Origin of the sequence: Amycolatopsis sp. 195334CR (assembly GCF_017309385.1) — a bacterium.
Classification (GTDB): domain Bacteria; phylum Actinomycetota; class Actinomycetes; order Mycobacteriales; family Pseudonocardiaceae; genus Amycolatopsis.
The window spans coordinates 1,614,908-1,639,954 of the sequence record NZ_JAFJMJ010000002.1 but is presented as its reverse complement, the minus strand read 5'-3'; the positions used below and the strand labels follow the sequence as shown (position 1 = coordinate 1,639,954).

The following is a 25,047-nucleotide window of genomic DNA, read 5'->3' as shown; positions in this document are numbered from 1 at the left end:
ACCGTGCCACGCACCGGCAGCACGGACACGGGCGATCGGCCGAACCGGTTCGAAGTTTTCTCCGCGGCTGGTCCGCTCACCCGAAGGTCTTGCCCTGTTCGGCTGACGCGATAGCGTACGGTGACGATTCGGCGACCCATCGCACGAAGACGGAAGAGGGCGTGGAGAAGCGGAAGTCGGGATCTCGGGGAGATCCGCTCTGGGTGGGCTATCTGCTGGCCGGCGGCCTCACCGTGGCCGCCTACTACACCGCCGTGCACACCGGCGGCCCGCCTGCCCTGCGAGTCACGCTGTACTGCCTGGTCAGCGCGTCGGCCGCGGCGGCGGTGCTGTTCGGCTGCCTGCGCAACCGGCCGCGGTCCTGGCTGCCGTGGGTGCTGCTCGGGCTGAGCCAGGTGATCTACGCCGCCGCCGACGCGAACTTCTACGTCACCCACTTCATCCTGCGGATCACCACCTTCCCGGCGGTGGCCGACGTGCTCTACCTGTCGCACTACCCGCTGGTGGTGGCCGGGCTGGTGCTGCTGATCCGCCGCCGCAACTCCGGCCGCGACGTGCCGAGCCTGCTCGACGCCGCGTTGCTGGCGGTGGTCGCGGGCATGCTCTCCTGGCTGTACCTGATCGGGCCGCAGGCCGAGGCCCATTCACCCGTGCTGGTGAAGGTCGCGTCGGTGGCCTACCCGATGATGGACCTGGCGATGTTCGCCGTGGCGGTGCGGCTGATCCTCGGCCGGGGCCGCCGCAACACCGCCTTCGTGCTGCTCTCGACGAACCTGCTGGCCTTCTTCGCCGCCGACAGCGTGTACGTGTTCCAGCAGCTCAACCAGACCTACGCGGCGGGCAACTTCCTCGACGCCTTCTGGCTTTCCGGCAACCTCGCGCTCGGCGCCGCGGCGCTGCACCCGACCATGGCCACGATCACCGACCCCGCCTCGGCACCCGACCGCGGGCCGGGGCCGTTGCGCATCACCGCGTTGTGCGCGGCCGCGCTGATCGCCCCGGCCACCCTGCTGGTGCAGTACGCGAACGGCGCCTACGCCTCGATCCCGGTGGTCGGCTGCGCCTGCGCGATCCTGTTCGTGCTGACCATCGCGCGGCTGGCCGGGCTGGTCTCCGAGCAACGCAGGCTGGCCATCACCGACGGGCTGACCGCCCTGCGCACCCGCCGCTTCTTCGAGGCCGAACTGCCCGCCGAGATCACCAGGGCCCGGCGCGCGGGCTCACCGCTGGCGGTGCTGATCGCCGACGTCGACCACTTCAAGTCGATCAACGACCGGTACGGCCACCCGGCAGGCGACCGGGTGCTGGTGGAGATCAGCCGCCGCCTGCGCCGCGCCACCAGGGACAGCGACATCCTGGCCCGCTACGGCGGCGAGGAGTTCGCCCTGCTGATCCGGGGCACCGGCGGGGAGGAACCCGCGGTGATCGGCGAGCGGATCCGCCGCGCGGTGGCCGACAGCCCGATCGAGATCGACGGCGGGCACCGCCCGATCGAGGTGACGATCTCTGTGGGCACCGCGAGTTTTCCCCTGCACGGCAAGACTCCCGCCGATCTGGTCGGGGCCGCCGACCGGGCGCTCTACGCGGCCAAGAACCGCGGCCGCGACCGCGTGGTCGACTGGCCGGCCGAGACCGAACCCGACGAGGACGCGGGAATCACCTACCTGCAACGGATCGCCGACGAGGTGGACGGCTGGCTGTCCACTCAGGAGCACGGGCGCGCGGTCGGCCGGTGGGCGGCGCTGGTGGCCGAGGAGATGGGCCGCTCCCCCGCCAGCGTCCGGCGCGCCGAACTCGCCGGACGGCTGCACGACGTCGGGAAGATATTGGTACCCAAGGAGATCTGGGAGAAGCGCGGCCCGCTGACCGACGCCGAATGGGAGCAGGTGCGCCAGCACCCGGTCTACGGGTACCGGCTCGTGCTCGCCGTGCCGGGGCTGGGCGAGGTCGCCGACGTGATCCGCCAGCACCACGAGCGCTTCGACGGCGAGGGCTATCCCGACCGGATCGCCGGCACCGCGATCCGGTTCGAGGCAAGGATCCTGGCCGTCTGCGACACCTGGGCGGCGATGCTCGCCGACCGGCCGTACCAGCGCGCCCGCACCGAGGCCGAGGCCGAGCGCGAACTGCTCGACGCCCGCGGCAGCCAGCTCGATCCGCAGGTGGTCACGGCCTTCCTCGACCTCCACGCCCGGGGAGCGCTCGGCGCGCTTCCCCAGGCGGGCGCCACTCAGCCGGGCTGATCGGCCAGCGTGTTCCAGAACATCAGCTCGTAGCTCTGGAACAACCGGGCGTACCGGCGGGCCTCGCGATCGCCGCGGCCCGCGTCGAGTCCGGTTTGGACGGCCGCGGCGGCCTGCTCGTGCTGACCGGGCGCCGGGCTGGCGAAGAAGTCGAAGAAGGCGCAGGCCTCGTCGTCGAAGCCGTACTGCTCCCGCATCGCGCCGGTGATCGCGGCGCAGTAACTGCCCCAGGCGGCGAAGTTCGAGTAGAGCGCGGTGACCACATCGGACGGTTCGCCGTTCAGCGCGAGCCAGGCGAAGTAGGCCGGGTAGGCCTGGCAGCCCGCCTGCGGTTCGTAGGCGTCGATCGCGGCCTCGTCCAGTCCGGCGGCGGCCGCGAGCGCGGGCAGCTTGCCGAGCGCGAGCCGTTCCCCGGCGGCCAGATCGGCGAAGAACTCCCGCACCGCGGGCTCCTCGCTGCGCGAGGCGAGGGTGAGGCAGCTGCGCCAGTCGCTGCGGACGATGCGCAGTTCCTCGGCGGCGATGGTGGCGAAGACCGAGCGCGGCGCCTCGCCCGCGGTGATCAGCGGCACCAGCCTGTTCTCGCGGTCGCGCGGCGCCAGTTCGGCTTGGACCGAGGCCAGCAGCTCCGTTGCGGTCATCGGCGGTGGTTCTCCTTTGTCGCTGGTCGTGGCGGCATTCTGACTGCCCGTGATCAGCACGGTACACCGGTTCGGGTGGCCGATGTGCCCGTCCACCAGCGCCTCGTACACCGGATCGCGTGAACGGTGCCGCGGACCGCGTAAGCCGGGGCCGTCCGGTGCATCTCAGTGTCGACCGAAGTGAAGGAAGAAGGTGGCCAGAGATGAACGACGCCGTACACCAGCACCAGTTCGTGTCCCTCAGCGACGCGGACGCGCCCGTGCTCTCCCGCTTCTCGTACTCCGCGGCCGAGCCGTTCTCGGTGGTCCTCTCCTTCCAGTCCGGGGACGGCACCTGGGTCGAGTGGACCTTCGCCCGCGACCTCCTCGTGGCCGGCCTGGTCGGCCCGGTCGGCGACGGGGACGTCCGCATCCGGCCGGACCTCGCCCGCGACGACGAGTTCCTCGCGGTGGAGTTCGAGTCGCCCGGCGGTTACGCGGTGGTCGAACTGCTGCGCACCGACGTGGAGACCTTCATCGAGGCCGCGGCCGGGATCGTGCCGATCGGTACCGAAGAGGCGTACTTCGACGTGGACGCGCTCATCGCGGAACTGACCAACGTCTGAGCCAACCTCGGTGCCGGGCTCGGCACCGGGCTCAGTGCCGTCGGGCGATCGACCGCACGGCGGCGCCCGCACCGAGGGTCAGCACCACCACGGCGAGCCCCCAGCGGCGCTTCTCCTCGGTGTCCATGCCCCGCTCCGGCTCCGGTGACGCGACCGGTTTGATCGGCGCCGCCCGCTTCCGCGTGGAAGGGGGCGGCGCCGATTCCGGTTCCGGCGGCGTGGTCTCCTGGGGCGGGGGTACCACGGCCTGCCGGGTGGTCGTCGGGGTCGGCTTGGGGGTGGTGGTCGTGGGCTCCGGTGGCGGGGTGGTCGTGGTCACCGGCGGCTCGGGCGGTGCCTCGGGCGGCGGCGGTGGCGGGGGCGGCTCCGGCGGGGGTGCCGGAGGCGGCGGCGGTGGCACCGGTGGTGGCGGCGGTGGGGGTGGCGGCACCGGCGGCGGGGGTGGTGGCGGCGGTGGTTCCTCCGGCGGGCACGGGGGTTTCGGGGGTTTCGGCGGGCAGAGCAGCCCGCCGATCAGGCACAGCCGCAGTTCGACCTCGGCCGCGGCCAGCGACTGCCCGGACGCGGCCATCGACTGTTCAGCATCGGCTGCACCGGCGAGGGCGGGATGGGCCAGTCCCAGCGCCACGCCCGCGGCCAGAGCGGCGCCGTACCGCGCGGGGCGCATCAGGCGAGCCTGTCCACGGCCCACCGGAAGGCGTCCGGTTCCACCCGCGCGCCACCGCCGAACGGGTTCTGCAGCTGGTAGATGGCGAACAACAACAACGTGATGGTGCCGGCCAGGGTGGACACGATGATCACGTGCGTGAGCAGCTTCGTGCCACCGAACAGGTTCGGCAGCAACACGGTGATCACACTGCCGAGCACCAGCACGAACCAGACCACCGCACCCACCCCGACGCTGTCCGAGCCGTTCAACCGCGCCTGGCGCGCCTGGTAGACCTCCCAGAGCTTGTCCACCGCCTCGGTCTTGCGCCCGACGGCGAAGTCGTCGTCCGGGATCTCCGCGTCGGTGATCGCCGTGCGGAGGTCCTCCAGCTGGCGTTCGGCCGTCCTGGGCACCGCTTCGCCCGCCCGCAGCTTCGGCCACTCCTCATTGCTCACCGTCGAGGCGTACTCCGCGGCGAAGCGGCGCACGTCCGCGGCCACCGGTTCCGGCAGCGAGTCCGCCGCCCAGGCGACCGCCACCAGGCTGTCGGCCTCCTCGTAGGACTTCTCGCCGGCCGCGCTCACCCCGTCGTAGAGCGAGATGAGCACGAACGCCACCAGCACCACGTGGAGCCCGGCGACGATGGTGAACACCTGTCCCGCCGCGTCGTTGTTGCCGGGGCGGCCCTCGTCGAGCCCGAACCGCCGCACCAGATACGCGGTCGCCCCCGCGACGACCGCGGCGCCGACGACCCACAACACGCCGCTCAGATAGATGTTCATCAAACTCCCATAACCAGCCGGACAGCATTGTTCGGACCGCCGGAAATACCGGCGGGGACCACAGGAAAAAGACAGCACGACAGTTTCGCCAGGCACCTCCCGAATGATTTACCGAACCACTGCGCGGTCGGGTGAAAATTAACGGCATCCCCTTTGCGGGGCAGGCCGCGCACCAAGTTATCCACCGGTCGGCGGACCCACAAGGCAGCATGAGACGGTTCATCCAGTTGATTACCGGGCGTCCGGCGGACCACCGTTTCGGACCATTTCACCGGGGCGCGGAGAACCGGCACGAGCAGTCCGGCCCGCGGCCCCCGCCCCGACCGATTCGCGGTTAGGCCAACCGAGGGCGCCCCGCTCACCACCCGTCACCGAAACCCCCTTCCAGCAGGGCTGTTCCTCCACTTGGGACACTCGCACCAAGCCCGCCACCCGGCCGCCGCACCCAGCCCGTTCGGCGCAGCCGGGTGCCGCCGGGCGGGCCCGCGCACCCCCCGAACAGACGAGTGCCCACCGCCGCACTGGGCCGTCCGGTGCGCGAGTGCGCTCCGGTGACTACCGTAAGTCCACCCGCACCTGTGGTCAGCGTCATTCCGGGGGATTTCCGGAGTGAACTAATGCATTTGCCCGAAAGCCCTTTCGGGTGACTCCCGTGTCACTGGGGCCGGTGCTACCGTCGCTGAAGTCGGCCACCGGGATCGACACGAGCCAACTCAGCAATTCGCACAACCTCCATTACCGGCCGATCCGCCCAATTCGCGGGTTTACCGGGCAACCATTTCCGACCGCACGAACTAAGGATGGGTGGATTCGCAGTGACTGTGACCGAGTCGGCCGCCGAGCCGGGTGTCGGGGCGGAACGGCCCCCATCGAGCCTGGGCACGGCGGCCGCCCGAAATCTGGCCACCACCACCAAGTCCGTACCGCAGATGCAGGGCATCTCCTCGCGCTGGCTGCTGCGGGTGCTGCCCTGGGTGCAGGCGCAGGGCGGGGCCTACCGGGTCAACCGGCGGCTGAGCTACACCCTCGGCGACGGCCGGGTCAGCTTCACCAACGTCGGCTCGGAGGTCCGGGTCATCCCGCAGGAACTGCGCGAACTGCCCACCCTGCACGGATTCGAGGACGACGAGCTGCTCGCCGCGCTGGCCGGCCGGTTCACCCAGCAGGAGTTCGAGGCCGGGGACGTGATCGCCGAGGCGGGCACCCCGGTCGACCGGGTGCTGCTGATCGCGCACGGCAAGGTGAACCAGATCGGCCGGGGCCGCTACGGCGACCAGACCGTGCTCGGCGTGCTCGCCGACGGCGAGTACCTCGGCGACCAGGTGCTCGCCGGGGACGCGGGCGAATGGGAGTACACGGTCAAGGCCGTCACCCCCTGCATCGTGCTCACCCTGCGGGAGCAGTCGCTCGGTGAGCTCAACGGCGGTTCCGAACTGCTGCGCGAGCACGTGCGGCAGTCGCTGAGCAGCCGCACCCGCCCGCAGAACGACCACGGTGAAGCCGAGATCAACCTGTCCTCGGGCCACGAGGGCGAAGCCGACCTCCCGTCCACCTTCGTCGACTACGAACTCGAACCGCGCGAATACGAGCTGAGCGTGGCGCAGACGGTCCTGCGGGTGCACAGCCGCGTCGCGGACCTCTACAACCAGCCGATGAACCAGACCGAGCAGCAGTTGCGGCTGACCATCGAGGCGCTCCGCGAGCGCCAGGAACACGAGATGATCAACAACCGCTCATTCGGCCTGCTGCACAACGCCGACCTCAAGCAGCGCATCCACACCCGCACCGGCCCGCCCACCCCGGACGACCTCGACGAGCTGCTCGCGCTGGTGTGGAAGGACCCGGCGGTCTTCCTCGCCCACCCGCGCACGATCGCCTCGATCGGCCACGAGTTCAACCGGCGCGGGCTCTACCCGACCGGCGCCGAGATCGACGGGCACCGGGTGCCCGCCTGGCGCGGGGTGCCGATCCTGCCGTGCAACAAGATCCCGGTCACCGACACCCGCACCAGCTCGATCCTGCTGCTGCGGACCGGGGAGTCCTCGCAGGGCGTGATCGGCCTGCACCAGACCGGCATCCCGGACGAGTACCAGCCCGGGCTTTCGGTGCGCTTCATGGGAATCAACGACCAGGCGATCATCTCCTACCTGGTCAGCGCCTACTACTCCGCCGCGATCCTGGTACCCGACGCGCTCGGGGTGCTGGAGAACGTGGAAATCGGCCGCGACGGCTGACCCCACCCTCACGCGTGCGCGGGCGGCGAGCACGGCCCGCGCACGCGTGAACCAGGAATGCCCGGACGACCCAGGAAGGCGAAATGACAGTCACCGAACCCGATCTCGGGGTGGACACCGGCCAGCCGAAGCAACAGAGCCTGGGGACCGCGGCGGCGCGGAACCTGGCCACCACCACCAAGTCCGTGCCGCAGATGCAGGGCATCTCGCCGCGCTGGCTGCTGAAGATGCTGCCGTGGGTGGATGTGCCGGGTGGTTCCTACCGGGTGAACCGCAGGCTGAGCTACGCCGTCGGCGACGGCCGGGTCACCTTCACCAACACCGGGACCGACGTCCGGGTGATCCCGCAGGAACTGCGCGAGCTGCCCGCGTTGCGCGACTTCGAGGACGCCGAGGACAACGAGATCCTCACCGGCATCGCCGACCGGTTCCGCCAGCAGGAGTTCTCCCCCGGTGACGTGATCGCCGAGTTCGGGCACCAGGCCGACCAGGTGCTGCTCATCGCGCACGGCAAGGTGAACAAGCTCGGCACCGGCCAGTACGGCGACCAGACCGTGCTCGGCGTGCTGGCCGACGGCGACCACCTCGGCAACCAGGTGCTGCTCGAAGGCGACGGCATCTGGGAGTTCACCGTCAAGGCGGTCACCCCGTGCACGGTGCTGTCGCTGTCCCGGTCCGAGATCGACGCGCTGCTCGACCGGTCCGACAACCTGCGCGCGCACCTGGACCGCGTGCGCGCCAACCCGAAGAAGGCGCAGAACAAGCACGGGGAGGCACAGATCGACCTCGCCTCCGGGCACGAGGGCGAAGCCGAGCTGCCGTCCACCTTCGTCGACTACGAGCAGTCCCCGCGCGAGTACCAGCTCAGCGTCGCGCAGACCGTGCTGCGCGTGCACAGCCGCGTCGCCGACCTCTACAACCAGCCGATGAACCAGACCGAGCAACAGCTGCGGCTGACCGTGGAAGCGCTGCGCGAGCGGCAGGAACACGAAATGCTCAACAACCACGACTTCGGCCTGCTGCACAACGCCGACCTCAAGCAGCGCATCCACACCCGCACCGGCCCGCCCACCCCGGACGACCTCGACGAGCTGCTCAGCCGCCGCCGCAAGACCGAGTTCTTCCTGGCGCACCCGCGCACCATCGCCGCGTTCGGCCGCGAGTGCAACAGCCGCGGCATCTATCCCGAGGGCAAGCAGCTGGACGGGAAACCGGTGCACGCCTGGCGCGGGGTGCCGTTCCTGCCGTCGAACAAGATCCCGATCAGCGACGGCGGCACCTCCTCGATCCTGGCCATGCGCACCGGCGAGGAGAGCCACGGCGTGGTCGGGCTGCACCAGACCGGGCTGCCCGAGGAGTACGAGCCGGGGCTGAGCGTGCGGTTCACCGGCGTGAGCGACCAGGCCATCATCTCCTACCTGGTCAGCGCCTACTTCTCGGTGGCGATCCTGGTGCCCGACGCACTGGGTGTGCTGGAGAACGTCGAAATCACCCGCTGACGAAGGGGCCTCGGATGTCCACTGTGGAGACCATCGGTGACGTGCGCACGGCTGCCGAGATCCTGGCCTGGAGCCGGTCCTCGGTCCAGCCCGCGCTGCGGGCGGCGGTGGACACCCTGCCGGGTTCGCTGCGGCGGATCGCCGGTTACCACTTCGGCTGGCTCGACGAGCGCGGCGCGCCCGCCGACGGTGACGGCGGCAAGGCGCTGCGGCCCGCGCTGGTCCTGCTCTGCGCGGAGGCGGTGGGGGGCGGGCCGCGTGCGGTGCCGGCGGCCGTCGCGGTCGAACTCGTGCACAACTTCTCGTTGCTGCACGACGACGTGATGGACGGGGACGCGACCAGGCGGCACCGGGCGACCGCCTGGCACGTCTTCGGCACCGGCGCGGCCATCCTCGCCGGGGACGCGCTGCTCACCCTGGCGATGGACGTGCTGTCGCCGAGCGGGCAGCCTTCGCTGCGCGTGCTCGGCAACGCGGTGCAGGACCTCGTCGAGGGCCAGATCGCCGACCTGGCCTTCGAAAAGCGGATCGATGTCACCGTGCCGGAATGCGTCCGGATGGCCGAACGCAAGACCGGCGCGCTGCTGGGCGCGTCGTGCGCGCTCGGTGCGCTCGCCGGTGGCGCGGACGCCGAACGGGCGAACGAACTGCGCCAGTTCGGCGAACAACTCGGGCTGGCCTTCCAGTTCATCGACGACCTGCTCGGCATCTGGGGCGATCCCTCGGTGACCGGGAAGCCGGTGCACAACGACCTGCGCAGCCGCAAGAAGTCGCTGCCGGTGGTGTCCGCGCTGACCTCGGGCACGCCGGCCGGCGCCGAGCTGATCGGGTTGTACCAGGCGGAATCGCTGACCGAGGCCGGACTGGCCAGAGCCGCCGAACTGGTGGAACTGGCCGGTGGCCGCGCGTGGAGCCGGACGCAGGCCGACGACCTGCTCGGTGAGGCGCGGGAACGGCTGCACGCCGCCGATCCGGAGCCCCGCGCGGCGATCGGCCTGGAAACCCTGGCGAAGCTGGCCACGCACCGGGACCACTAGGTAGCTTGGATGGATGAGCGATCGCCGCCGGTGGACTTGGGCCGGCGGCCTGGTGCCCACCGAAGTTCCGTCGACGGACGCTCTGGTGGTCGACTCCTTCCTGCTCGACCGCGGCGCGGTGCGCGGCCTGCGCCGCCACCGCGCCCGGTTCACCCGCGGGGCCACCACACTGGCCAGGGTCAACGAGTCCTCTGTGGACAGATTCTGGGCGGCGATGGTGGCCGAACTCCCGGTGCGGGGACTGTGGTTCCCGCGGGTGGAGGCGCACGCCGACGGTTCGCTGGTGTTCTGGCTGCGCCCCGCTCCCCCGGCCCGTCCCGAGACCCGGCTGTGGATCCCGCCCGACCCGGTGGTCCGGCAGCACCCCCGCATCAAGGGCCCCGACCTGCCACTGCTCACCGGACTCCGCGACCAGGCCGGGGAAACGGGCGCGGACGACGTGCTCCTGCTCGACGGGTCTGGCTGCGTGCTGGAGGCCGGGCACGCCGCGCTGCTGTGGTGGCGCGGGGAGCACCTCTGCGCGCCCGCGCGCGATCTGCCCGTGCTGCCTTCGGTGACCGTGGCCGAACTCGGGATTCCGCTGAGTGAGGAGTACGCGCTGCCCGCCGACCTCGAGGGCACCGAGGTCTGGGCGGTCAACGCCCTGCACGGGATCAGCCCGGTCACCGGCTGGACCGGCGCCGAGGGGCCGGCGCTCGCGCCGGTGGACACCGCCCGGCTCGACCGGTTCCGCACCGCACTTGCCACCGCGCCGATCTATGTGGGATGAACGGTGCTCGGCGGCGACGTGAGGGGGCGGCGTGGACGGGATGGCGAGCCTGCGGCACGCGATCGAGACGGTACCGATCCCCGGTGCCCCGCCCCGCCTGTCGCACAACGGCGCCGCGGTCGGGCTGGCGTTGCTGGACACCGCGCTCCGGCTCAACCACGTCCGGCGGCTGACCGAGCGGCTGACCGTGGTCGAGCACGGCACCGCCCGCCGCAGCACCGATGTGGACATCAGCCTCAAGCTGCTCGACGAGGGCCAGCGGCAGGCGACCTCGAACCTCCAGGACCTGATCGGCCGCGAACATGGTGAGCGCACGGTGTCCCGCCCCGGCGTCACCACGCTCTGGGTGCCGATCGCGCGGCTGCCGCGCAGCAGCGTCTCCCCCGTCGACGTCTACGACGGCACCGGCGAGAAACTGCCGCGGCTGACCCAGCACGAGACCTCCCGGCTGCTCGCCTCCGGCCTTTACCGGCTCCTGCGCGGGATCCTGGCCAGTGACGAGCACGCGCACTCACCCAAGCAGGACCTCAGCGCGTTCCTCTTCCGGCTGCACGAACCGCGCTGGCTGATCCAGCGCGCGCTGCTCACCCTGCTCACCGAACGCGACCACCCCGCCGAGGAGTTCACCCACCCGCCCGCCGACGGGCTGGTGGCCGGGCACGGCAGGCAGTGCCGGGACATGGCGCTGCGCATCCTCGACGGCTACGGGCACCTGCTGGCCGAGTACGCGCAGCTGCTGGACGTGGCCGTGCGGGACTACCTGCTGGTGATCGCGCTCGACGACAACGTCGACGAGCACCGGCTGAACTACGAGACCCCGCTGTACGTCAGCGACGACCGGCCACGCCGGTTCGCCGAGTACTGGCGGCGTGTGCGCGCCAGCCACAGCGGTTACTTCGCCCGGTACGACACCACGATCCCGGCCACGCTGCGCTCCTACCACCTCGTGGTGCAGACCGCGCCCGAGGTCGACCTGACCCGGCTGTACCTGACCACCGACGCCGACGGCCCGCTCGCGCACAACCTCGCCGCCGACCTGAAGTCGCTGGCCGGGCGCGAGCTCACCGCGGGCAAGACCGCCGCGGGCAAGATCCTCGAACTGCAGACCCAGACCGTGCTGCGGCAACTGGCCGACCTGCTGCGGCGGCGGAAGTGGGAGGCGAGCCGGTCCGGGGTGGAACTGCCCGAGACCGCGCTGCCGGTGACCCACCGGCTGGCCGCCGCCGCGACCACCGGCGAGGCGGTGCGGCTGGCCGGGAACGACGTGGACAACGCGCTGCTGCGGCATCCGGCGGTCGACGCGGAGAACCTGCGCACCGCGGCGGAGGAGGTGACCGGCCGCGAACTCGGCCAGGACCTGGTGGTGGTCGGCAACTTCACCGACAACCAGGCGCAGGCGTACTGGCGGCGTTCGGCCGGTGAAGGCGGTTACGGCGAGCAGGTGCGCATCCGCGCCGGGCTGGTGCTCAAGGATTCCGGCGAGGCGGGCCCGCGCAGCGTCATGTTCTACGCGCTGGCGGTGGCCGCGACGGCGTGGGGACTGGGCTGGCTGCTGGTCGGCAGCCCGCTGCCCTACGGCCGCCAGGCCACCGAGGCGCTGGGCAACGTGGGTGACGGGCAGTCGGTGATCACCATGTTGCTGCTGGTGCCGGGCTTCCTCTACACCCGCCTCGCGCTGCCACCACGCCGGTCGGTGGCGGCCTACCTGCGGACGCTGCCGCGCACGCTCGGGCAGCTCTGCATCGTCTCCCCGGCGGGACTGGCCGCCGCGATCGCCGCGCAGAGCCGCGGTGAGGTGGTCCAGGTGTTCCTCACCATCGCCGTCGTGCTCCCGGTGCTGACCGCGCTGATCCTGTTCAGCCTGCGGTCGTGGCGGGTCGAACGGGTGCCGCTGACCCGGATCGCAGTGCCGAAGTGGGCCGGAAACGGGCCGATCGCCGGGAAACCGCTGCCGCCGAACGTCCGGTTCGGGCCCGGGGGCGGGCTCCGGTGACCGAAACCTCCCTCCGCACCATCGCCGACCTGGCCAGGGCCGGGTTCGAGATCGCGCGGCAGTCGCTGACCAAAGTGGACTACGAGGTGCACCACGTGGCGGCGCGCGCGGGGTACCTGCACGAGCTGGCGCTGGCCCCGGACTCGGTGTTCGTGGAAACGCTGTGCTCGGCGGCGAACGGCGGTGGCGTGGTGATCGGCACGCGCACCAGGGCCGCCACGGACGGGCCGGGCCAGGACCCGCCGGACGGTGGCTCGCGCCCGGAACCGCTGGCCGACGGCTGGCTCTTCCGGCACACCGCGCTGCCGAACCCGACCTTCATCTACGAGTCGGCCCGCACCTTCGAGGGCCTGGTGGTGATCGACCGGCGGGCGGCCGAACCCGAGGACTGGCACGGGATCGCGGTGCGCGACCTGACCAAGGAGATCTCCGAGACCGCGGCCGGGGTGGCCGGCGCGCCGCTGCTCACCCTGCAGTGCCCGGCCCAGCTGCCGACCGTGGTCAAGACACGCGGGCACGATCTGCGCACCCGCAAGGAATCCCCGTCGCCGTGTTCCTCGCTGGCGGTGCGGTTCTCCATCGCGCTCTCGGACGCCTCCGCCGAACGCCGGTTCGCGCTGGCCGACCGCCTGCGGGCGCTGTGCGAGGACTACGGCTTCGGGTTCTGGCTCGCCGACACCCGGCCGGGGCACCGGCCGGGCAACTGGTTCGAGGTGTGCCGCGACGTCCGGCGGGCCGGACCGGCCGAGCCGAAACCCATGCGCACCTGTCTGCCGCTGACCTGCGCCGGTCCGGCCAGGGTCGGCTCCACGCACGCGATCATCGCCTTCCTGCAACGGTATCCGCAGGTCGGCGTGGCCGGCTGCACCGGGACCTCGCTCGACGACCTGGCCTTCATCCACCTCCAGCTGTCGGTCGAGGGGGTGAGCGCGGACCGGCTGAACAAGATCCTGGCGAAACTGCTCGCCGCCGCCCCGGTGCCCTCGCGGCCGCACGAACTGCTGCGGAAGCTGTTCTTCCGGCTCGGCCTGCACGCCATTCCCGACGAGCCAGCCGACCGCGACCGGACGCACCCGGCCAGCGACTACCAGACCTTTCTCGGGCCCGCCTTCACCTGCCACCCGCCCGCGGCGGGCGAGATCATGGCGGTGTGGGTGTCCTGGCGGATCGCCTTCTCCGGGGACGGGCTGTCCGCGCCGCTGGACTGCCTGCACGGCGCGTTGCGGGAGGTGCTCGGCGAGGACGCCGACGCGGTCTCGGTGGAGTACCTGATCTGCCGGGCGACCGAGCAGTCCGTGGTGCGGGGCAAGGGAAAGCTCGGCGTGCCGCGCGCGGTGGTCGAGCGGTTCGGCGGCAGCGCCGTGGAACGCGGTGAGTCGCGGATGTGCGCACTGCTGGAGGACGCCTGGAAGCACCAGGCCGACCTGTCCGAAGTGGACGGTATCGCCGAGCTCACGGTGGCCTGGCGCGAAGCCTGGCTCGGCCACTGGACCTACAGCTAGACCACCTGTGCCCGGAGCGCGCGGAAGGTCGCCGGGTCCAGTGCGGCGGGCTTCTCCGCCAGCCAGTCGCCGATCTCCCAGACGAACTGCTCCGGGGTCATCGGCGGCGCGATCCAGTCATCGTCCTCGGTGGTGATCCGGCCGGGGCGGTTCGGGTAGAGCACCATCGCGCCGCGCACCTCGACCTCGGGCAGCAGGTCCTGGAAGGCCGCGATCGCCTCGGGCAGTTTGGTGCCGCCACCCCGGAAGCGGTTGCCGTTGCGGGTCAGCTCGCCCAGCTCGTCGAGCGCGTAGTGCCCCGGCGGCCACACCTTCGACTCGATCAGCACCAGCCGCCTGCCGGAGAGCACCGCGTGGTCGGTGTCCGCGAACACCGAACCCGGCCACGCCAGGCTGTGGAACACCCGCAGGCCGGGGAGCTTTCTCAGGTAGCGGTCCAGCAGTTCGGCGGTGAGCCGCTCGCCGATCTGGTCGGGGTCCTCGCCGGTGCGGCCGAACACCGCGCCGTCGCCGAACTCGGCGGTCAGCTCCTTCTCCGCCTTGACGTCGGCGGCGTACCCCCTGGCCAGCCAGGCGCAGGCGGCGCTGACCATGGCGGCGAGCACCACCCAGGTCACCACCACCGGCGTGGTGACGTCCAGCGGCAGCAGGATCGGCAGGCACAGCGCCAGTCCCCCGGCCGCGACCAGTGCCCACGGCGCGTGCCCCCGGCCCTCGCGGGGCAGCCGGTCACCGGGTGCCTCCACCAGTGGCCACCACGGGATCTCCTCGGGATCGAAGTGCGGGCAGACCGGTTCGTACTCGTCCTCGTACTCCCAGCGCCGGTACCGCGGCGGCGGCACCGGTTCGGGGGCCTCCTCGGGCTCCCACGGCTCGCCGAAGTCGTACTCCGCGCGGCGTTCCGGGTCCGCCAGCGTCTCGTAGGCCTCGCGCAGCTGGCGGAACGAGTCCGAGGTACCACCGGCGTCCGGGTGCATGGCCTTGGCCAGCGCGCGGTAGGCCGACTTGATCTCCGTCGCCGACGCGCTCTCGGACACCCCGAGCAGCTCGTAGTAGTCGACCCCTTGCACGGTCTGGCGCACCTCCTGCGATCGCGCCAATACGATATGCGGTCGCGCTCCCGGCGGTGACGGCGGACACGCCCAGATCCGACCGGCACGTCGTCCGGTCCATGGCCGCGTTGGCGGTTGACGATCACCCGCGGGGCGCCGGAAAATCAAACTCCGGCAACTGCAGCCACCTTGGGGGTCGGCATGACGTCCTGGATCCGCCGCGGCACGGTTCTCGCCGCCACCGGCCTGCTCCTGCTGACCGCCGCGCCCGGCGCCTCCACCGCGCCGGAAGGCCGCGCGGGCCCGGCCTGGACCGGCTCCTGGACCACCGGGGTCACCGTCGCTTCGCCCGGCACCGGGCTGACCGGGTTCACCGACACCACGCTGCGCCAGGTGGTGCACCTCTCGGTCGGCGGCAGTGAGCTGCGGCTGCGGTTGTCGAACGTGTTCGGCACCTCCACGCTGCAGATCGGCGCCGCCACGGTCGCCGTGCAGCACGCCGAGGGCGGTTCGCGGGTGGACGAGGACACGCTGCGGCAGGTGCGCTTCGGCGGCGAACGCTCGACCACCATCCCGATCGGCGCGGAATGGGTGTCCGATCCGATCGACCTGACCGTGCCGGACGGCGCGAACCTGACCGTGTCGCTGCACCTGCCGGGGCCGACCGGGCCGCTCACCCAGCACCGGTCGGCGTTCGCCACGAACTGGACCACGCCCGGCAACGAGACCGCCGCCGAGGGCACCGGATTCACCCCATTGGGTACTTCCTGGTACCTGCTCGACGGCGTGGACGTGCGGACGGTGAGCGCGGGCTCGGCGGTGTTCTTCGGTGACTCGATCACCGACGGCGCGATCACCACGGTCGACCGCAACTACCGCTATCCCGACCGGGTCGCCGAGCGCGTGCTGGCGAAACCGGAGCGCGCCGAGTACGGCGTGCTCAACACCGGCATCGGCGGCGCGCGGCTGCTCACCGACCAGGGCCCGGCCGGGCAGAGCGCGATGACGCGGTTCGACCGCGACGTCAGCGGCCAGAGCGGGGTGCGCGCGGTGGTGCTGCTGCTGGGCATCAACGACATCGGCGGCACGCGGGGCGCGGTGCTCGCCGAGGACCTGATCTCGGTGCACCGCCAGTTCATCGCGCGGGCGAAGTCGCTGGGGCTGAAGGTGTACGGCGCGACGCTGCTGCCGTTCGAGGGCGCCGGGTACTACACCACGGAGGGCGAGGCGGACCGGCAGGCGCTGAACAAGTTCATCCGCACCTCGGGCGAGTACGACGGGGTGATCGACTTCGACCGGGCCACCGGCGATCCGGCGCAGCCCACCCGGCTGCACCCGGCCTACGACTCCGGCGACCACCTGCACCCCAACGACGCGGGCATGGACGCGATGGCCGCGGTCGTGCCGGTCGACCGCCTGGTCCGCTAACCCGCGATCACCGCGACGATCCGGGTTCCCGGGGCGAACCGGCCCCGCCGGACCAGGTCGAAGAGACCGGCCAGCATCTTGGCTTCGTACACCGGGTCCGGCCGGAGTCCGTGCCGCGCCTCGAAGTCGCGGGCGAACTCGGTCAGTGGCGCGGGCTGCTTGGCGTAACCGCCGAAGTGGTAGCCGAGTTCGATGCTCCAGTTGTCCGTGGGGTGCCCGAAGGCCTCGCGCTGGAGCCGGGCGACGTCGTCGTTGAGGAACTCGCCGCCCTTGAGCACGGAGAAGCCGACCGCCCGGCGACCGGCGGGCAGCGCGTACGCCATCCCGGCCAGCATGCCGCCGGTTCCGCACGCGCAGCAGACCACGTCGTACGGCTCGTCGATCTCCTCGACGATCTCGGTGCAGCCGCGGACGCCGAGCGCGTTGCTGCCGCCCTCCGGGATCAGGTGGAACGAACCGAACCGAGCGGGCAGCCCGGCGAGGAAGTCCGGCTCGTTCCTGGCCCGGTAGGTGGTCCGGTCGAGGTAGTGCAGTTCCATCCCGCACTCGGTCGCGTGGGCCAGGGTTTCGTTCAGCGGCAGGTGTTCCTCACCGCGGATCAGCCCGATCGTCCGCAGCCCGTACCGGCGGCCCGCGGTGGCGACCGCGCGGATGTGGTTGGAGTACGCGCCGCCGAAGGTGAGCACCGCGCCACGCTCGCGCGCGGCTTCGATGTTCCCCTTGAGCTTGCGCCACTTGTTGCCGGGGAAGCGGTCCTCGCGCTTGAGGAGAACACTCACCCGGTGCTCGCCGAGCAGGTCGTCGCGGAGTCGCTGCACACCGCTGATGCTAGGAGCGGGGCCGGGGATCACCCGGCCCCGGCTCCCCTGCTTCCCGGCCGGACGCCGTTGTCAGGCGGGAATGTTCCATTTCTGGTTGGCCGCGCCGGTGCAGGTCCAGATCTGCGTCCTGGACCCGTTGGCCGCGTTGCCGCCGACCACGTCGAGGCACTTGTTCGCGGCGATGTTCACGATGTCCTTCGCCGCCGGGGTGGCCCACCGCTGCGCGCCGGTGCCGTTGCAGTCCCACAACTGCACCACCGCGCCGTCCGCGGTCGACCCGCCGGAGACGTCGAGGCACTTGCCGAGCGCGCGGATGCTGCCGTCACCGGAGATCGTCCAGTTCTGGGCGGCGTTGCCGTTGCAGTCGGTGATCTGGACCGGGGTGCCGTTGGCGGTGTTCGCGCCGGCCACGTCGAGGCACTTGCCGCCGAGGCCGGTGATCTGACCGCCCGAGCCACCGCCGCCGTCGTTGGTCACCCGGACGTAGTCGACCAGCAGCTGGTTCGGGAAGGGCGTGCTGCTGTTCGGGTCGCCGGGCCAGTACCCGCCGACGGCCAGGTTCAGGATCATGAAGAACGGGTGGTCGAACACCCAGCGGTTGCCGTTGAGGTCGGCGGGCGTGCGGGTCTGGTACACGTTGCCGTCGACTGACCAGGTGATCCGGTTCGGCGCCCAGTCGATGGCGAAGGTGTGGAAGGCGTCGGTGAACCGGCCCCCGATGGAGTACCCGGCGCCGATGCCGCCCGCGCCCGAGTAACCAGGGCCGTGCAGCGTGCCGTGCACGGTGGAGGGCTCGAAACCGACGTTCTCCATGATGTCGATCTCGCCGGCCTCGGGCCAGCCGACGCTGCCCATGTTGTTGCCCAGCATCCAGAACGCGGGCCACATGCCCTGGCCGTGGGACATCTTGATGCGGGCCTCGAAGCGGCCGTAGGCCTGGGTGAACCGGCCCGCGGTGTTCAACCGCGCCGAGGTGTACTCGCACCGGCCGTACCAGCACTGGTAGTTCGCCGGGTTCTCGCGGCGGGCGGTGATCACCAGGTTGCCCTGGCCGTCGTGGACGGCGTTGCTGGTGCTGTTCGTGTAGTACTGCCGTTCGTGGTTGTTGACGTTGTCGCCGGTTTCCAGCTGCCACTTGCTGCCGTCGACCGGGGTGCCCGCCGGGAGGTTGAACTCGTCGGCGAAGGTCACCGCCGCGGCCGCCGGCGGGGCTTCGGGCGGGGCCGGGCTGCCGCCGGCCGGGGCGGCGACCGCCAGGCTGGCGCCCGCCACGACGGCGAGCAGGCCCGCGGCCAGCCGGCCGGATCTGCGTTTGCGGGGGAGGTTTCGAACGGACATCGCGCTCACCTTTCGCTGCGGTGGCACTACCGGGGGAACTGCTGGGGAGGGAGAGGTGCAGGCCAGCGCACGGTGAGGCGGCGATGCCTGCGCGAATCACTTTTGCCGTGATTGGCGAAAGTATGCGTGTTCTGTACGAAACCTGCAAGACTGCGGTCGGTTAGTGTCCGCCCGGAGTCGCCTTCTCCCGGGCACCGGTTCGTCACGGCAGCGCCAGCCGGACTCCGTACCCGGTCGCGGGTGAGCCGTGCTCGGGCTACCTGCCGCGGGCCGGACCGCTTTCCGCGGCACCGTGCAGGTGGCCGAGCCGGGGCGAGTCTTCAAGGTCTGAAGCGGCCGGGTTGCACCCGGATCTCCCGGGCGTACGGTGAAACCACCATGGACGCCGACGCCCGGATCCTGATCGGTTTCGACGGCACGCCCACCGCGGAGCACGCGATCCGCGAGGCGGCCGCGCTCCTCGGCGCCCGGCGGGCGCTGGTGGTCACCGTCTGGGAGCCGGGGCAGGCGTTCTCCCCGGTGAACCTGCCGATCAGCGGGCTCGAGGGCGCGCCGGTCACGGTCGACATCCGCACCGGGCTCGCGGTCGACCAGGCCGCCTACGAATCCGCGCGGGTGCTGGCCCGCGCGGGCGCGCGGCTGGCCGTGGAGCACGGGTTCGACGCCACCGGGCACGCGGTCGCCGACGACGTGACCGTCGCGGACACCCTGGTGCGCCTGGCCGCGGAAACCGGTGCGGCCGCCGTGGTGGTCGGCTCGCACCGGCACGGCGGGCTCAGCAAACTGCTGCTCGGCAGCACCTCGTCGGCCGTGGTCGAACGGGCGGGCTGCCCGGTCGTGGTCGTCCGCGGCGAATGACGCTCAGGCGCTGAGCAGGCGGACTTCCGTTTCCACGCAGGAGCAGCCGCCGTTGAGGCTGTGGCAGTCGATGATCAGCAGGTGACGGGCTCGGCCCAGGTCGGTACACCCCGGCTCGGTGCACTCCGCCAGGAACTCGGCGTGCAGCACCAGCGTGCCGTGGCAGTGGTCGAGACCCGCGGAACAGGTCGCGCAGTCCATGCTTCCTTGGTACCACCCGGACCCGCGCGGGTCCGCCACCACCCCGCGGCGTGTCGTCAGGCGCTCTTCTTCTTCGCCGCCGGCTTGCGCTTGGGCTTCTCGGTGGTCTCCGCCGCGGTTTCGGTCTTCCGGCTCTTCTTCGCCTCGCTGACGCTGGCCTGCAGCGCGGCCATCAGGTCGACCACCTCGCCGTCCTCGGCGGGCACGGCCACCGCGGTGGTCTCCTTGCCCGCGGCCTTCGCCTCGATCAGCGCTTCGAGCGCCTCGCGGTAGCGGTCGCGGTACTTCTCCTGCTCGAACACCGGCTCGGACAGCGAGTCGATCAGCGAACCGGCCATCGCCAGCTCCTGGTCGCGGATCTGCGGTGCCTCCTCGTTCAGGAAGCCGAAGTCCGCCGAGCGCACCTCGTCCGGCCACAGCATGGTGGTCATCACCAGCACGTCGCCGATCACCCGCAGCAGCGCCAGCGATTCGCGCTGGCGCACGGCCACCTTGGCGATCGCCACGTGGCCCGACTTGTGCAGCGCGTCGCGCAGCAGCACGTACGGCTTGGCCATCGCCTTCTGCGGCTCGAGGTAGTAGGTGCGGTCGAAGTAGATCGGGTCGATCGACTCCAGCGGCACGAACTCCAGCACGTCGATCGACTTCGAAGTGGACAGTGGCAGCTCGGCGAGGTCGCTGTCGGTGATCACCACCATCTCGCCGTCGTCGAGCTCGTAGCCCTTGGCGATCTCGCTGTAGGGCACCTCTTTGCCGTCGATCGTGCAGAACCGCTTGTACTGGATGCGGCCGCCGTCCTCTTCGTGCACCTGCCGGAGCGAGACGTTCTTGTTCTCCGTGGCCGCGTACAGATGGATCGGGATGGTGACCAGCCCGAAGGACACCGAGCCCTTCCACATCGCGCGCATCGTTTCCCACCCCTCGCATCGGCAGACTTGGAATCCAACGTTACGCCGTAAGGGGGTTCGGCGGAACCTTTTGATCACCATGCGTATCGCAGGACCGTGACCGTGCGTTCGTCATGCGCTAACATCGCTACCGTGGACACGCGAACGTCGATACTGGTGGCGGCGGCCGAGTTGCTGGCGGCCTCGCCGGTGTCCGATGTGTCCACTCGCGCCGTCTGCGAGGCGGCCGGGGTCGGCGCACCCACGCTGTACCGCCATTTCGGCGACAAGGAAGGCCTCCTTTCGGCCGTTGTGGACTACGGCTTCGAGCAGTACCTGGCCGGGAAGCGGGCCGCGAAGGCGTCCGCCGACCCGGTCAAGGACCTGCGCGACGGCTGGGACAGCCACGTCGCCTTCGCCGTGCGGAACCCGGCGTTCTACCGGCTGATGCACTCGCCCGCGGTGACCACTCCCCCGGACGCGGCGGCCGAAGCGCTGCGCCTGCTCACCGAGGTCCTCGAGCGCTGCGCGGCCGCCGGTCGCCTGCGCGTGCCGCCGCCCATCGCCGCGCAGATGGTCATGTCGGCCAACGTCGGCTTCGCGCTGATGCTGCTCACCCAGCCGGATTCGTACGACGCCGCGACCTCGACCAGGGTCCGCGACGCCATCCACGCCGCCATCCTGGCCGACGCCCCGGTGACCGCGAACGGCCCCGCCGCCGCGGCCACCCAGCTCGCCGCCCTGCTCCCGGAGTCCACTTCGGACTCGCTGTCGGCCGCCGAGACCGCCGTGCTCCGCGAATGGCTGGCCCGCCTGGCCTGAGGGTCGTGTCCTACCGGGGTCGTACGCGGATGTCGTTTCCGGAGACGACCAGGTGCGGCCCGAGCGCCGACGTGCCGGGGCGCCGAGGACGGCACGGTGGGCATCGAGGCGGAAAGGAGCTTCGATGATCGAGACCACCGGGCTGACCAAGCGGTACGGCCCGAAGAAGGCGGTGGACGACCTGTCGTTCACCGTGCGGCCCGGCCGGGTGACCGGGTTCCTCGGCCCCAACGGCGCGGGCAAGTCCACCACCATGCGCATCATCCTCGGGCTCGACCGGCCCGAGCGGGGCCGGGCACTGGTCGAAGGGCGCCCCTACCGGGAACTCCGGCACCCCCTGCGCACGGTCGGCGCCCTGCTCGACGCGCGCTGGGTGCACCCGCAGCGCTCGGCGATCAAGCACCTGGAGTGGCTCGCCGCGGCCAACGGGATCCCGCGCGCCCGCGCGGCGGAGGTGCTGGACACGGTCGGGCTGACCGAGGTTGCCCACAAGCGCGCGGGCGGGTTCTCGCTGGGCATGTCGCAACGGCTGGGCATCGCCACCGCGATCCTCGGCGATCCCGGCGTCCTCCTGTTCGACGAGCCGGTGAACGGGCTCGACCCCGAGGGCGTGCTGTGGGTGCGCAAGTTCCTGCACCGCCTGGCCGGCGAGGGCCGCACCGTGCTGGTGTCCAGCCACCTGCTCGCCGAGATGGCGCTGACCGCGCAGGACCTGGTGGTGATCGGCCGGGGCAGGCTGATCGCCGAATGTGGCACCGACGAGTTCATCGCCCGCGCCGCGGACAACGTGGTGCGCGTGCGCAGCCCGCGCACCGATCTGCTCGGCGCCGTGCTCGGTACCGAGCGCGCGCTGTACTCCCGGGACGGTGACGCCCTGCTGGTGTCCGGAATGGACAGTGCAAGACTCGGCGAACTGGCCTTCGACAACGGGATCGCCCTGCACGAGCTGAGCCCGCAGCGCGGCTCGCTGGAAGAGGCGTTCCTCCGGCTGACCGGCGACGCGGTCGAATACCAGGCGGTGTGACCGTGAACCTGCTCGTCTCCGAACGCATCAAGCTGCTCTCCACCCGGTCGCCGTGGTGGTGCCTGGTCACCGCCTTCGCCATCGTGGTCGGCACCGCCGTGCTGATGGCCAGTGCCGGCGAGGGCGACCTTTCCGTGGCCGACACCCAGGGCGGCACCAAGCTCGCGCTGGGCGTGGTGGTGGTGCTCGCCGCGCTGGCGGTGACCACCGAGTACCGCTTCGGCACCATCCGCGCCACCTTCCAGGCGGCGCCGGCCCGCGGTCCGGCGCTGGTGGCCAAGGCGGTGGTGGTGGCCGCGGCCGCGGGACTGGCCGGGCTGCTCGCCGGACCGATCGCCTGGCTGGCCGCCGAGGTGCTCGCCCCGGACCGGACCGCGGCGCTGGCCGGTGCCGGCGACTGGCGCGTCGTGCTCGGCTCCGGCCTGCTGTACGCGATCTCCGCGGTGGTCGCGGTGGCCGTCGGCGTGCTGCTGCGCCAGACCGCCGGCGCGCTGGCGTTGCTGCTGGTCTGGGTGCTGCAGGGCGAGATGCTGCTCGGCCTGATCCCGGAGTTCGGCCCGGCGGTGCGCGACTGGCTGCCGTTCCGCGCCGGCGCGCACCTGGTCAGCTCCGACGGCGGGCCGCTGGGGCACTGGGGGTCCGCGGCCTACTTCGCCGCCTTCGCCGCGGTCCTGTTCGCTCTCGCGATCTCGGTCGCGAAACGGCGTGACGCGTAGTTAGGTAGCCGGGTGCGGAGGCTGCTGTCCTGGGTACGGGCTCACCCGGTGGTGACCGACTGGCTCATCATCGGGCTGCTCGTGCTGGTGTCCCTGCCCGCGGTGGTGCTCTCGCCGTACGCCGACTGGCCGGTGCGGGTGCTCAGCGCGCTGTTCGTGCTGCCGGTGCCGTTCCGCCGCACGCACCCGGTGCCCGCCACCGCGTTCGGGCTGGCCGTGTTCGCCGCGCAGATCGCGTTCACCGGTTCCCGCGACGCGCTGCTCCCGGCGAACCTGGCGCTGGTGGCGCTGGTCTACGCGCTGGCGGTGTACGGGCCGCGCCGCGCGCTGTGGCCGCTGGCCGGGGTGGCCGTGGTGCTGTCCGCGCTGTGGTCGCTCAAGCTCGGCGGCCTCAGCACCGGCACCCCGGTCCTGTTCGGCGTGCTGCTGGTGTGCCTGATCGCCACGCTCGCCGTCGCGGACGGCGTGAGCGTGCGGACGCAGCAGGTCGCCGAGGCCCGCGACCGCGCGCGGGAAGCGCAGGAGAAGCGGGACGCGCTGGCCAGGGCGGCGGTGGCCGAGGAGCGGGCCAGGATCGCCCGCGAGATGCACGACGTGGTGGCGCACGCGGTGAGCACCATGGTGATGCAGTCCGAGGGCGCCCGGTTGCTCGGCAGGCAGGACCCGGACGCGGTCGACGAGGCGCTGAAGGCGATCAGCGGTACCGGCCGCGAGGCCATCGGCGAACTCCGGCGCGTGCTCGGCGTGCTGCGGGAGAACGAAACCGGGGCGAGCACCGAACCGCAGCCGGACGCCGGGGCACTCGCCGGACTCGCCGAGCAGACCAGGACGGCCGGGGTGGCGACGAGCCTCGACGTGTTCGGCAACGCGGACGGCGTGCCGCCGGGCGCGGCGATGACCGTGCACCGCGTCGTGCAGGAGGCGCTGACCAACGTGCTGCGGTACGCGCCCTCCGGCGCGCGCTGCGCGGTGACCGTGGACTTCGGGAAACCCGGTGAGGGCCGCGAGATCCGGGTTTCGGTGGCCAACGACGGCGGGTACGGGGTCACCAGGGCGCATCCGGTGGGCGGTGGCGGCTACGGTGTGCTCGGGATGCGGGAACGAGTGGCGATGTTCGGCGGCGAGCTCACCGCGGAACCGGCCGGGGACGGCGGGTTCCTGGTCACCGCGCGCCTGCCGTTGGAGGACCGTTGAACCACCGCGTGCTCATCTGCGACGACCAGGCGCTCATGCGCGGCGGCCTGCGCATGGTGGTCTCCAGCGCACCCGACCTGACCGTGGCCGGCGAGGCGGAGAACGGGCAGCGGGCGGTGGACCTGGCCGCCGAGCTGCGGCCGGACCTGGTGCTGATGGACGTGCGCATGCCGGTGCTCGACGGCGTCCGCGCCACCGAGCTGATCTGCGCCGCCGACGCGGAGGTCAAGGTGCTCATGCTGACCACCTTCGACCTCGACGAGTACGTGCTGGCGGCGACCCGCGCCGGGGCGGGCGGGTTCCTGCTCAAGGACGCCAGCGGCGAGGAGATGCTGGTGGCCATGCGCGCGGTGCTGCGGGGTGACCGCGTGCTCGCGCCCTCGGTGATCGACCGGATGATGGCGCGCGAGCTGACCGGGCCGCCGCGGCGCGACCCCGATCCGCGGGTCTCCCGGCTGACCGGCCGCGAACGCGAGGTGCTGGTGCTCGTCGCGCGCGGGCTGAACAACGCCGAGATCGCCGGGCGCCTGTTCATCAGCGTCACCACGGTGAAGACGCACCTGACCCGGATACTGGCGAAGCTGGAGCTGCGCGACCGGCTGCAGGCGGTGGTCTTCGCCCACGACAACGGTCTTGCCGGGCCTGCCGGGCCCGCTGCGACCAACCTCACACCGGGCAGTGGTGGGTCGGCCACAAAGAAATGAGCTGGCCAGCCCTCGCGATCGAGTGTGCTTTGTAGGACCCCTACAAAG

General features: G+C 71.6%; 23 protein-coding genes. 15 read left to right on the top strand and 8 right to left on the bottom strand.

Annotated features, from left to right (window positions below; all coding sequences use genetic code 11):
• The first annotated feature begins 203 nt into the window (after positions 1-203).
• A complete protein-coding gene (locus JYK18_RS30700; RefSeq protein ID WP_307796130.1) occupies positions 204-2,243 on the top strand; it encodes a diguanylate cyclase in 2,040 nt (679 codons plus the stop codon).
• Here JYK18_RS30700 and JYK18_RS30695 read toward each other — a convergent pair.
• On the bottom strand, positions 2,231-2,884 hold the full coding sequence (locus tag JYK18_RS30695; RefSeq protein WP_206806923.1) for a transcriptional regulator: 654 nt from the start codon (positions 2,882-2,884) through the stop codon (positions 2,231-2,233). The two genes, JYK18_RS30700 and JYK18_RS30695, sit on opposite strands and share 13 nt — an antisense overlap.
• A gap of 203 nt (positions 2,885-3,087) precedes the next feature.
• On the opposite strand from JYK18_RS30695, the gene JYK18_RS30690 reads away from it, so the two are divergent.
• Positions 3,088-3,489, top strand: coding sequence for an SsgA family sporulation/cell division regulator (locus JYK18_RS30690; protein ID WP_206806922.1), 402 nt, complete (start codon positions 3,088-3,090; stop codon positions 3,487-3,489).
• Positions 3,490-3,520: 31 nt separating this feature from the next.
• Here the strand turns inward: JYK18_RS30690 and JYK18_RS30685 are convergent, their stop codons facing one another.
• Positions 3,521-4,156, bottom strand: a complete 636-nt coding sequence (locus JYK18_RS30685; protein WP_206806921.1) for a hypothetical protein — start codon at positions 4,154-4,156, stop codon at positions 3,521-3,523.
• Positions 4,156-4,920 carry a hypothetical protein gene (locus JYK18_RS30680; RefSeq protein ID WP_206806920.1) on the bottom strand — a complete coding sequence of 255 codons (765 nt, stop codon included), beginning with the start codon at positions 4,918-4,920 and terminating at the stop codon, positions 4,156-4,158. The genes JYK18_RS30685 and JYK18_RS30680 overlap by 1 nt, the downstream gene beginning before the upstream one ends.
• A gap of 815 nt (positions 4,921-5,735) precedes the next feature.
• Between JYK18_RS30680 and JYK18_RS30675 the strand changes: the two genes are divergently transcribed.
• The 6 genes from JYK18_RS30675 (at position 5,736) to JYK18_RS30650 (ending at position 13,954) form a co-directional block, all read left to right on the top strand.
• Complete coding sequence (locus JYK18_RS30675) at positions 5,736-7,154, top strand: family 2B encapsulin nanocompartment shell protein (RefSeq protein ID WP_307796129.1); 1,419 nt, start codon at positions 5,736-5,738, stop codon at positions 7,152-7,154.
• A gap of 83 nt (positions 7,155-7,237) precedes the next feature.
• Positions 7,238-8,653: a family 2B encapsulin nanocompartment shell protein gene (locus JYK18_RS30670; protein ID WP_206806918.1), complete on the top strand. Its 1,416-nt coding sequence runs from the start codon at positions 7,238-7,240 to the stop codon at positions 8,651-8,653.
• A gap of 14 nt (positions 8,654-8,667) precedes the next feature.
• Entirely contained in the window at positions 8,668-9,690 is a 1,023-nt protein-coding gene (locus JYK18_RS30665) for a family 2 encapsulin nanocompartment cargo protein polyprenyl transferase (protein WP_206806917.1), read from the top strand.
• 13 nt (positions 9,691-9,703) lie between these two features.
• The gene (locus JYK18_RS30660; protein ID WP_206806916.1) at positions 9,704-10,459 is read left to right on the top strand and encodes an aminotransferase class IV; all 756 of its coding nucleotides are present in this window, start codon (positions 9,704-9,706) and stop codon (positions 10,457-10,459) included.
• A 40-nt stretch (positions 10,460-10,499) separates the two neighbouring features.
• Positions 10,500-12,452 carry a hypothetical protein gene (locus JYK18_RS30655; RefSeq protein ID WP_242583309.1) on the top strand — a complete coding sequence of 651 codons (1,953 nt, stop codon included), beginning with the start codon at positions 10,500-10,502 and terminating at the stop codon, positions 12,450-12,452.
• Positions 12,449-13,954, top strand: coding sequence for a hypothetical protein (locus JYK18_RS30650; RefSeq protein ID WP_206806914.1), 1,506 nt, complete (start codon positions 12,449-12,451; stop codon positions 13,952-13,954). The genes JYK18_RS30655 and JYK18_RS30650 overlap by 4 nt, the downstream gene beginning before the upstream one ends.
• Here JYK18_RS30650 and JYK18_RS30645 read toward each other — a convergent pair.
• Positions 13,951-15,054, bottom strand: coding sequence for a DnaJ domain-containing protein (locus JYK18_RS30645; RefSeq protein WP_242582243.1), 1,104 nt, complete (start codon positions 15,052-15,054; stop codon positions 13,951-13,953). The genes JYK18_RS30650 and JYK18_RS30645 overlap by 4 nt on opposite strands.
• A 153-nt stretch (positions 15,055-15,207) precedes the next feature.
• Between JYK18_RS30645 and JYK18_RS30640 the strand changes: the two genes are divergently transcribed.
• Positions 15,208-16,434 (top strand): SGNH/GDSL hydrolase family protein, encoded by a 1,227-nt coding sequence (locus JYK18_RS30640; protein ID WP_206806913.1) that lies wholly within the window; start codon positions 15,208-15,210, stop codon positions 16,432-16,434.
• Here the strand turns inward: JYK18_RS30640 and JYK18_RS30635 are convergent.
• Positions 16,431-17,252 carry a pyridoxal-phosphate dependent enzyme gene (locus JYK18_RS30635; protein ID WP_307796128.1) on the bottom strand — a complete coding sequence of 274 codons (822 nt, stop codon included), beginning with the start codon at positions 17,250-17,252 and terminating at the stop codon, positions 16,431-16,433. The two genes, JYK18_RS30640 and JYK18_RS30635, sit on opposite strands and share 4 nt — an antisense overlap.
• A gap of 72 nt (positions 17,253-17,324) precedes the next feature.
• Positions 17,325-18,593, bottom strand: a complete 1,269-nt coding sequence (locus JYK18_RS30630) for a glycoside hydrolase family 16 protein (RefSeq protein WP_206806911.1) — start codon at positions 18,591-18,593, stop codon at positions 17,325-17,327.
• A gap of 378 nt (positions 18,594-18,971) precedes the next feature.
• Here JYK18_RS30630 and JYK18_RS30625 point away from each other — a divergent pair, with 378 nt between their 5' ends.
• Positions 18,972-19,451, top strand: coding sequence for a universal stress protein (locus JYK18_RS30625; RefSeq protein ID WP_206806910.1), 480 nt, complete (start codon positions 18,972-18,974; stop codon positions 19,449-19,451).
• A 3-nt stretch (positions 19,452-19,454) separates the two neighbouring features.
• On the opposite strand, the gene JYK18_RS30620 is transcribed toward JYK18_RS30625, so the two are convergent.
• Together JYK18_RS30620 and JYK18_RS30615 are read right to left on the bottom strand one after the other, a co-directional pair.
• A complete protein-coding gene (locus JYK18_RS30620; protein WP_206806909.1) occupies positions 19,455-19,652 on the bottom strand; it encodes a hypothetical protein in 198 nt (65 codons plus the stop codon).
• 56 nt (positions 19,653-19,708) lie between these two features.
• Positions 19,709-20,560 (bottom strand): Ku protein, encoded by an 852-nt coding sequence (locus tag JYK18_RS30615; protein WP_206806908.1) that lies wholly within the window; start codon positions 20,558-20,560, stop codon positions 19,709-19,711.
• Between the two features lie 132 nt (positions 20,561-20,692).
• Here JYK18_RS30615 and JYK18_RS30610 point away from each other — a divergent pair, with 132 nt between their 5' ends.
• The 5 genes from JYK18_RS30610 (at position 20,693) to JYK18_RS30590 (ending at position 24,999) form a co-directional block, all read left to right on the top strand.
• A complete protein-coding gene (locus JYK18_RS30610; RefSeq protein ID WP_206806907.1) occupies positions 20,693-21,361 on the top strand; it encodes a TetR/AcrR family transcriptional regulator in 669 nt (222 codons plus the stop codon).
• A gap of 124 nt (positions 21,362-21,485) precedes the next feature.
• The gene (locus JYK18_RS30605) at positions 21,486-22,385 is read left to right on the top strand and encodes an ATP-binding cassette domain-containing protein (protein WP_206806906.1); all 900 of its coding nucleotides are present in this window, start codon (positions 21,486-21,488) and stop codon (positions 22,383-22,385) included.
• A 2-nt stretch (positions 22,386-22,387) separates the two neighbouring features.
• Complete coding sequence (locus JYK18_RS30600; RefSeq protein ID WP_206806905.1) at positions 22,388-23,101, top strand: hypothetical protein; 714 nt, start codon at positions 22,388-22,390, stop codon at positions 23,099-23,101.
• A 12-nt stretch (positions 23,102-23,113) separates the two neighbouring features.
• A complete protein-coding gene (locus JYK18_RS30595; RefSeq protein WP_206806904.1) occupies positions 23,114-24,295 on the top strand; it encodes a sensor histidine kinase in 1,182 nt (393 codons plus the stop codon).
• Positions 24,292-24,999 carry a response regulator transcription factor gene (locus JYK18_RS30590; RefSeq protein WP_206806903.1) on the top strand — a complete coding sequence of 236 codons (708 nt, stop codon included), beginning with the start codon at positions 24,292-24,294 and terminating at the stop codon, positions 24,997-24,999. The genes JYK18_RS30595 and JYK18_RS30590 overlap by 4 nt, the downstream gene beginning before the upstream one ends.
• Positions 25,000-25,047 lie beyond the last annotated feature (48 nt).

Bases quoted from the DNA above. Each gene is read 5' to 3' on its own strand.
- JYK18_RS30640 (WP_206806913.1), top strand. From the start codon at position 15,208: ATGACGTCCTGGATCCGCCGCGGCACGGTTCTCGCCGCCACCGGCCTG.
- JYK18_RS30695 (WP_206806923.1), bottom strand. From the start codon at position 2,884: ATGACCGCAACGGAGCTGCTGGCCTCGGTCCAAGCCGAACTGGCGCCG.
- JYK18_RS30605 (WP_206806906.1), top strand. From the start codon at position 21,486: ATGATCGAGACCACCGGGCTGACCAAGCGGTACGGCCCGAAGAAGGCG.
- JYK18_RS30680 (WP_206806920.1), bottom strand. From the start codon at position 4,920: ATGAACATCTATCTGAGCGGCGTGTTGTGGGTCGTCGGCGCCGCGGTC.
- JYK18_RS30615 (WP_206806908.1), bottom strand. From the start codon at position 20,560: ATGCGCGCGATGTGGAAGGGCTCGGTGTCCTTCGGGCTGGTCACCATC.
- JYK18_RS30660 (WP_206806916.1), top strand. From the start codon at position 9,704: ATGAGCGATCGCCGCCGGTGGACTTGGGCCGGCGGCCTGGTGCCCACC.
- JYK18_RS30630 (WP_206806911.1), bottom strand. From the start codon at position 18,593: ATGTCCGTTCGAAACCTCCCCCGCAAACGCAGATCCGGCCGGCTGGCC.
- JYK18_RS30665 (WP_206806917.1), top strand. From the start codon at position 8,668: ATGTCCACTGTGGAGACCATCGGTGACGTGCGCACGGCTGCCGAGATC.
- JYK18_RS30690 (WP_206806922.1), top strand. From the start codon at position 3,088: ATGAACGACGCCGTACACCAGCACCAGTTCGTGTCCCTCAGCGACGCG.
- JYK18_RS30625 (WP_206806910.1), top strand. From the start codon at position 18,972: ATGGACGCCGACGCCCGGATCCTGATCGGTTTCGACGGCACGCCCACC.
- JYK18_RS30670 (WP_206806918.1), top strand. From the start codon at position 7,238: ATGACAGTCACCGAACCCGATCTCGGGGTGGACACCGGCCAGCCGAAG.
- JYK18_RS30655 (WP_242583309.1), top strand. From the start codon at position 10,500: ATGGCGAGCCTGCGGCACGCGATCGAGACGGTACCGATCCCCGGTGCC.
- JYK18_RS30620 (WP_206806909.1), bottom strand. From the start codon at position 19,652: ATGGACTGCGCGACCTGTTCCGCGGGTCTCGACCACTGCCACGGCACG.
- JYK18_RS30685 (WP_206806921.1), bottom strand. From the start codon at position 4,156: ATGCGCCCCGCGCGGTACGGCGCCGCTCTGGCCGCGGGCGTGGCGCTG.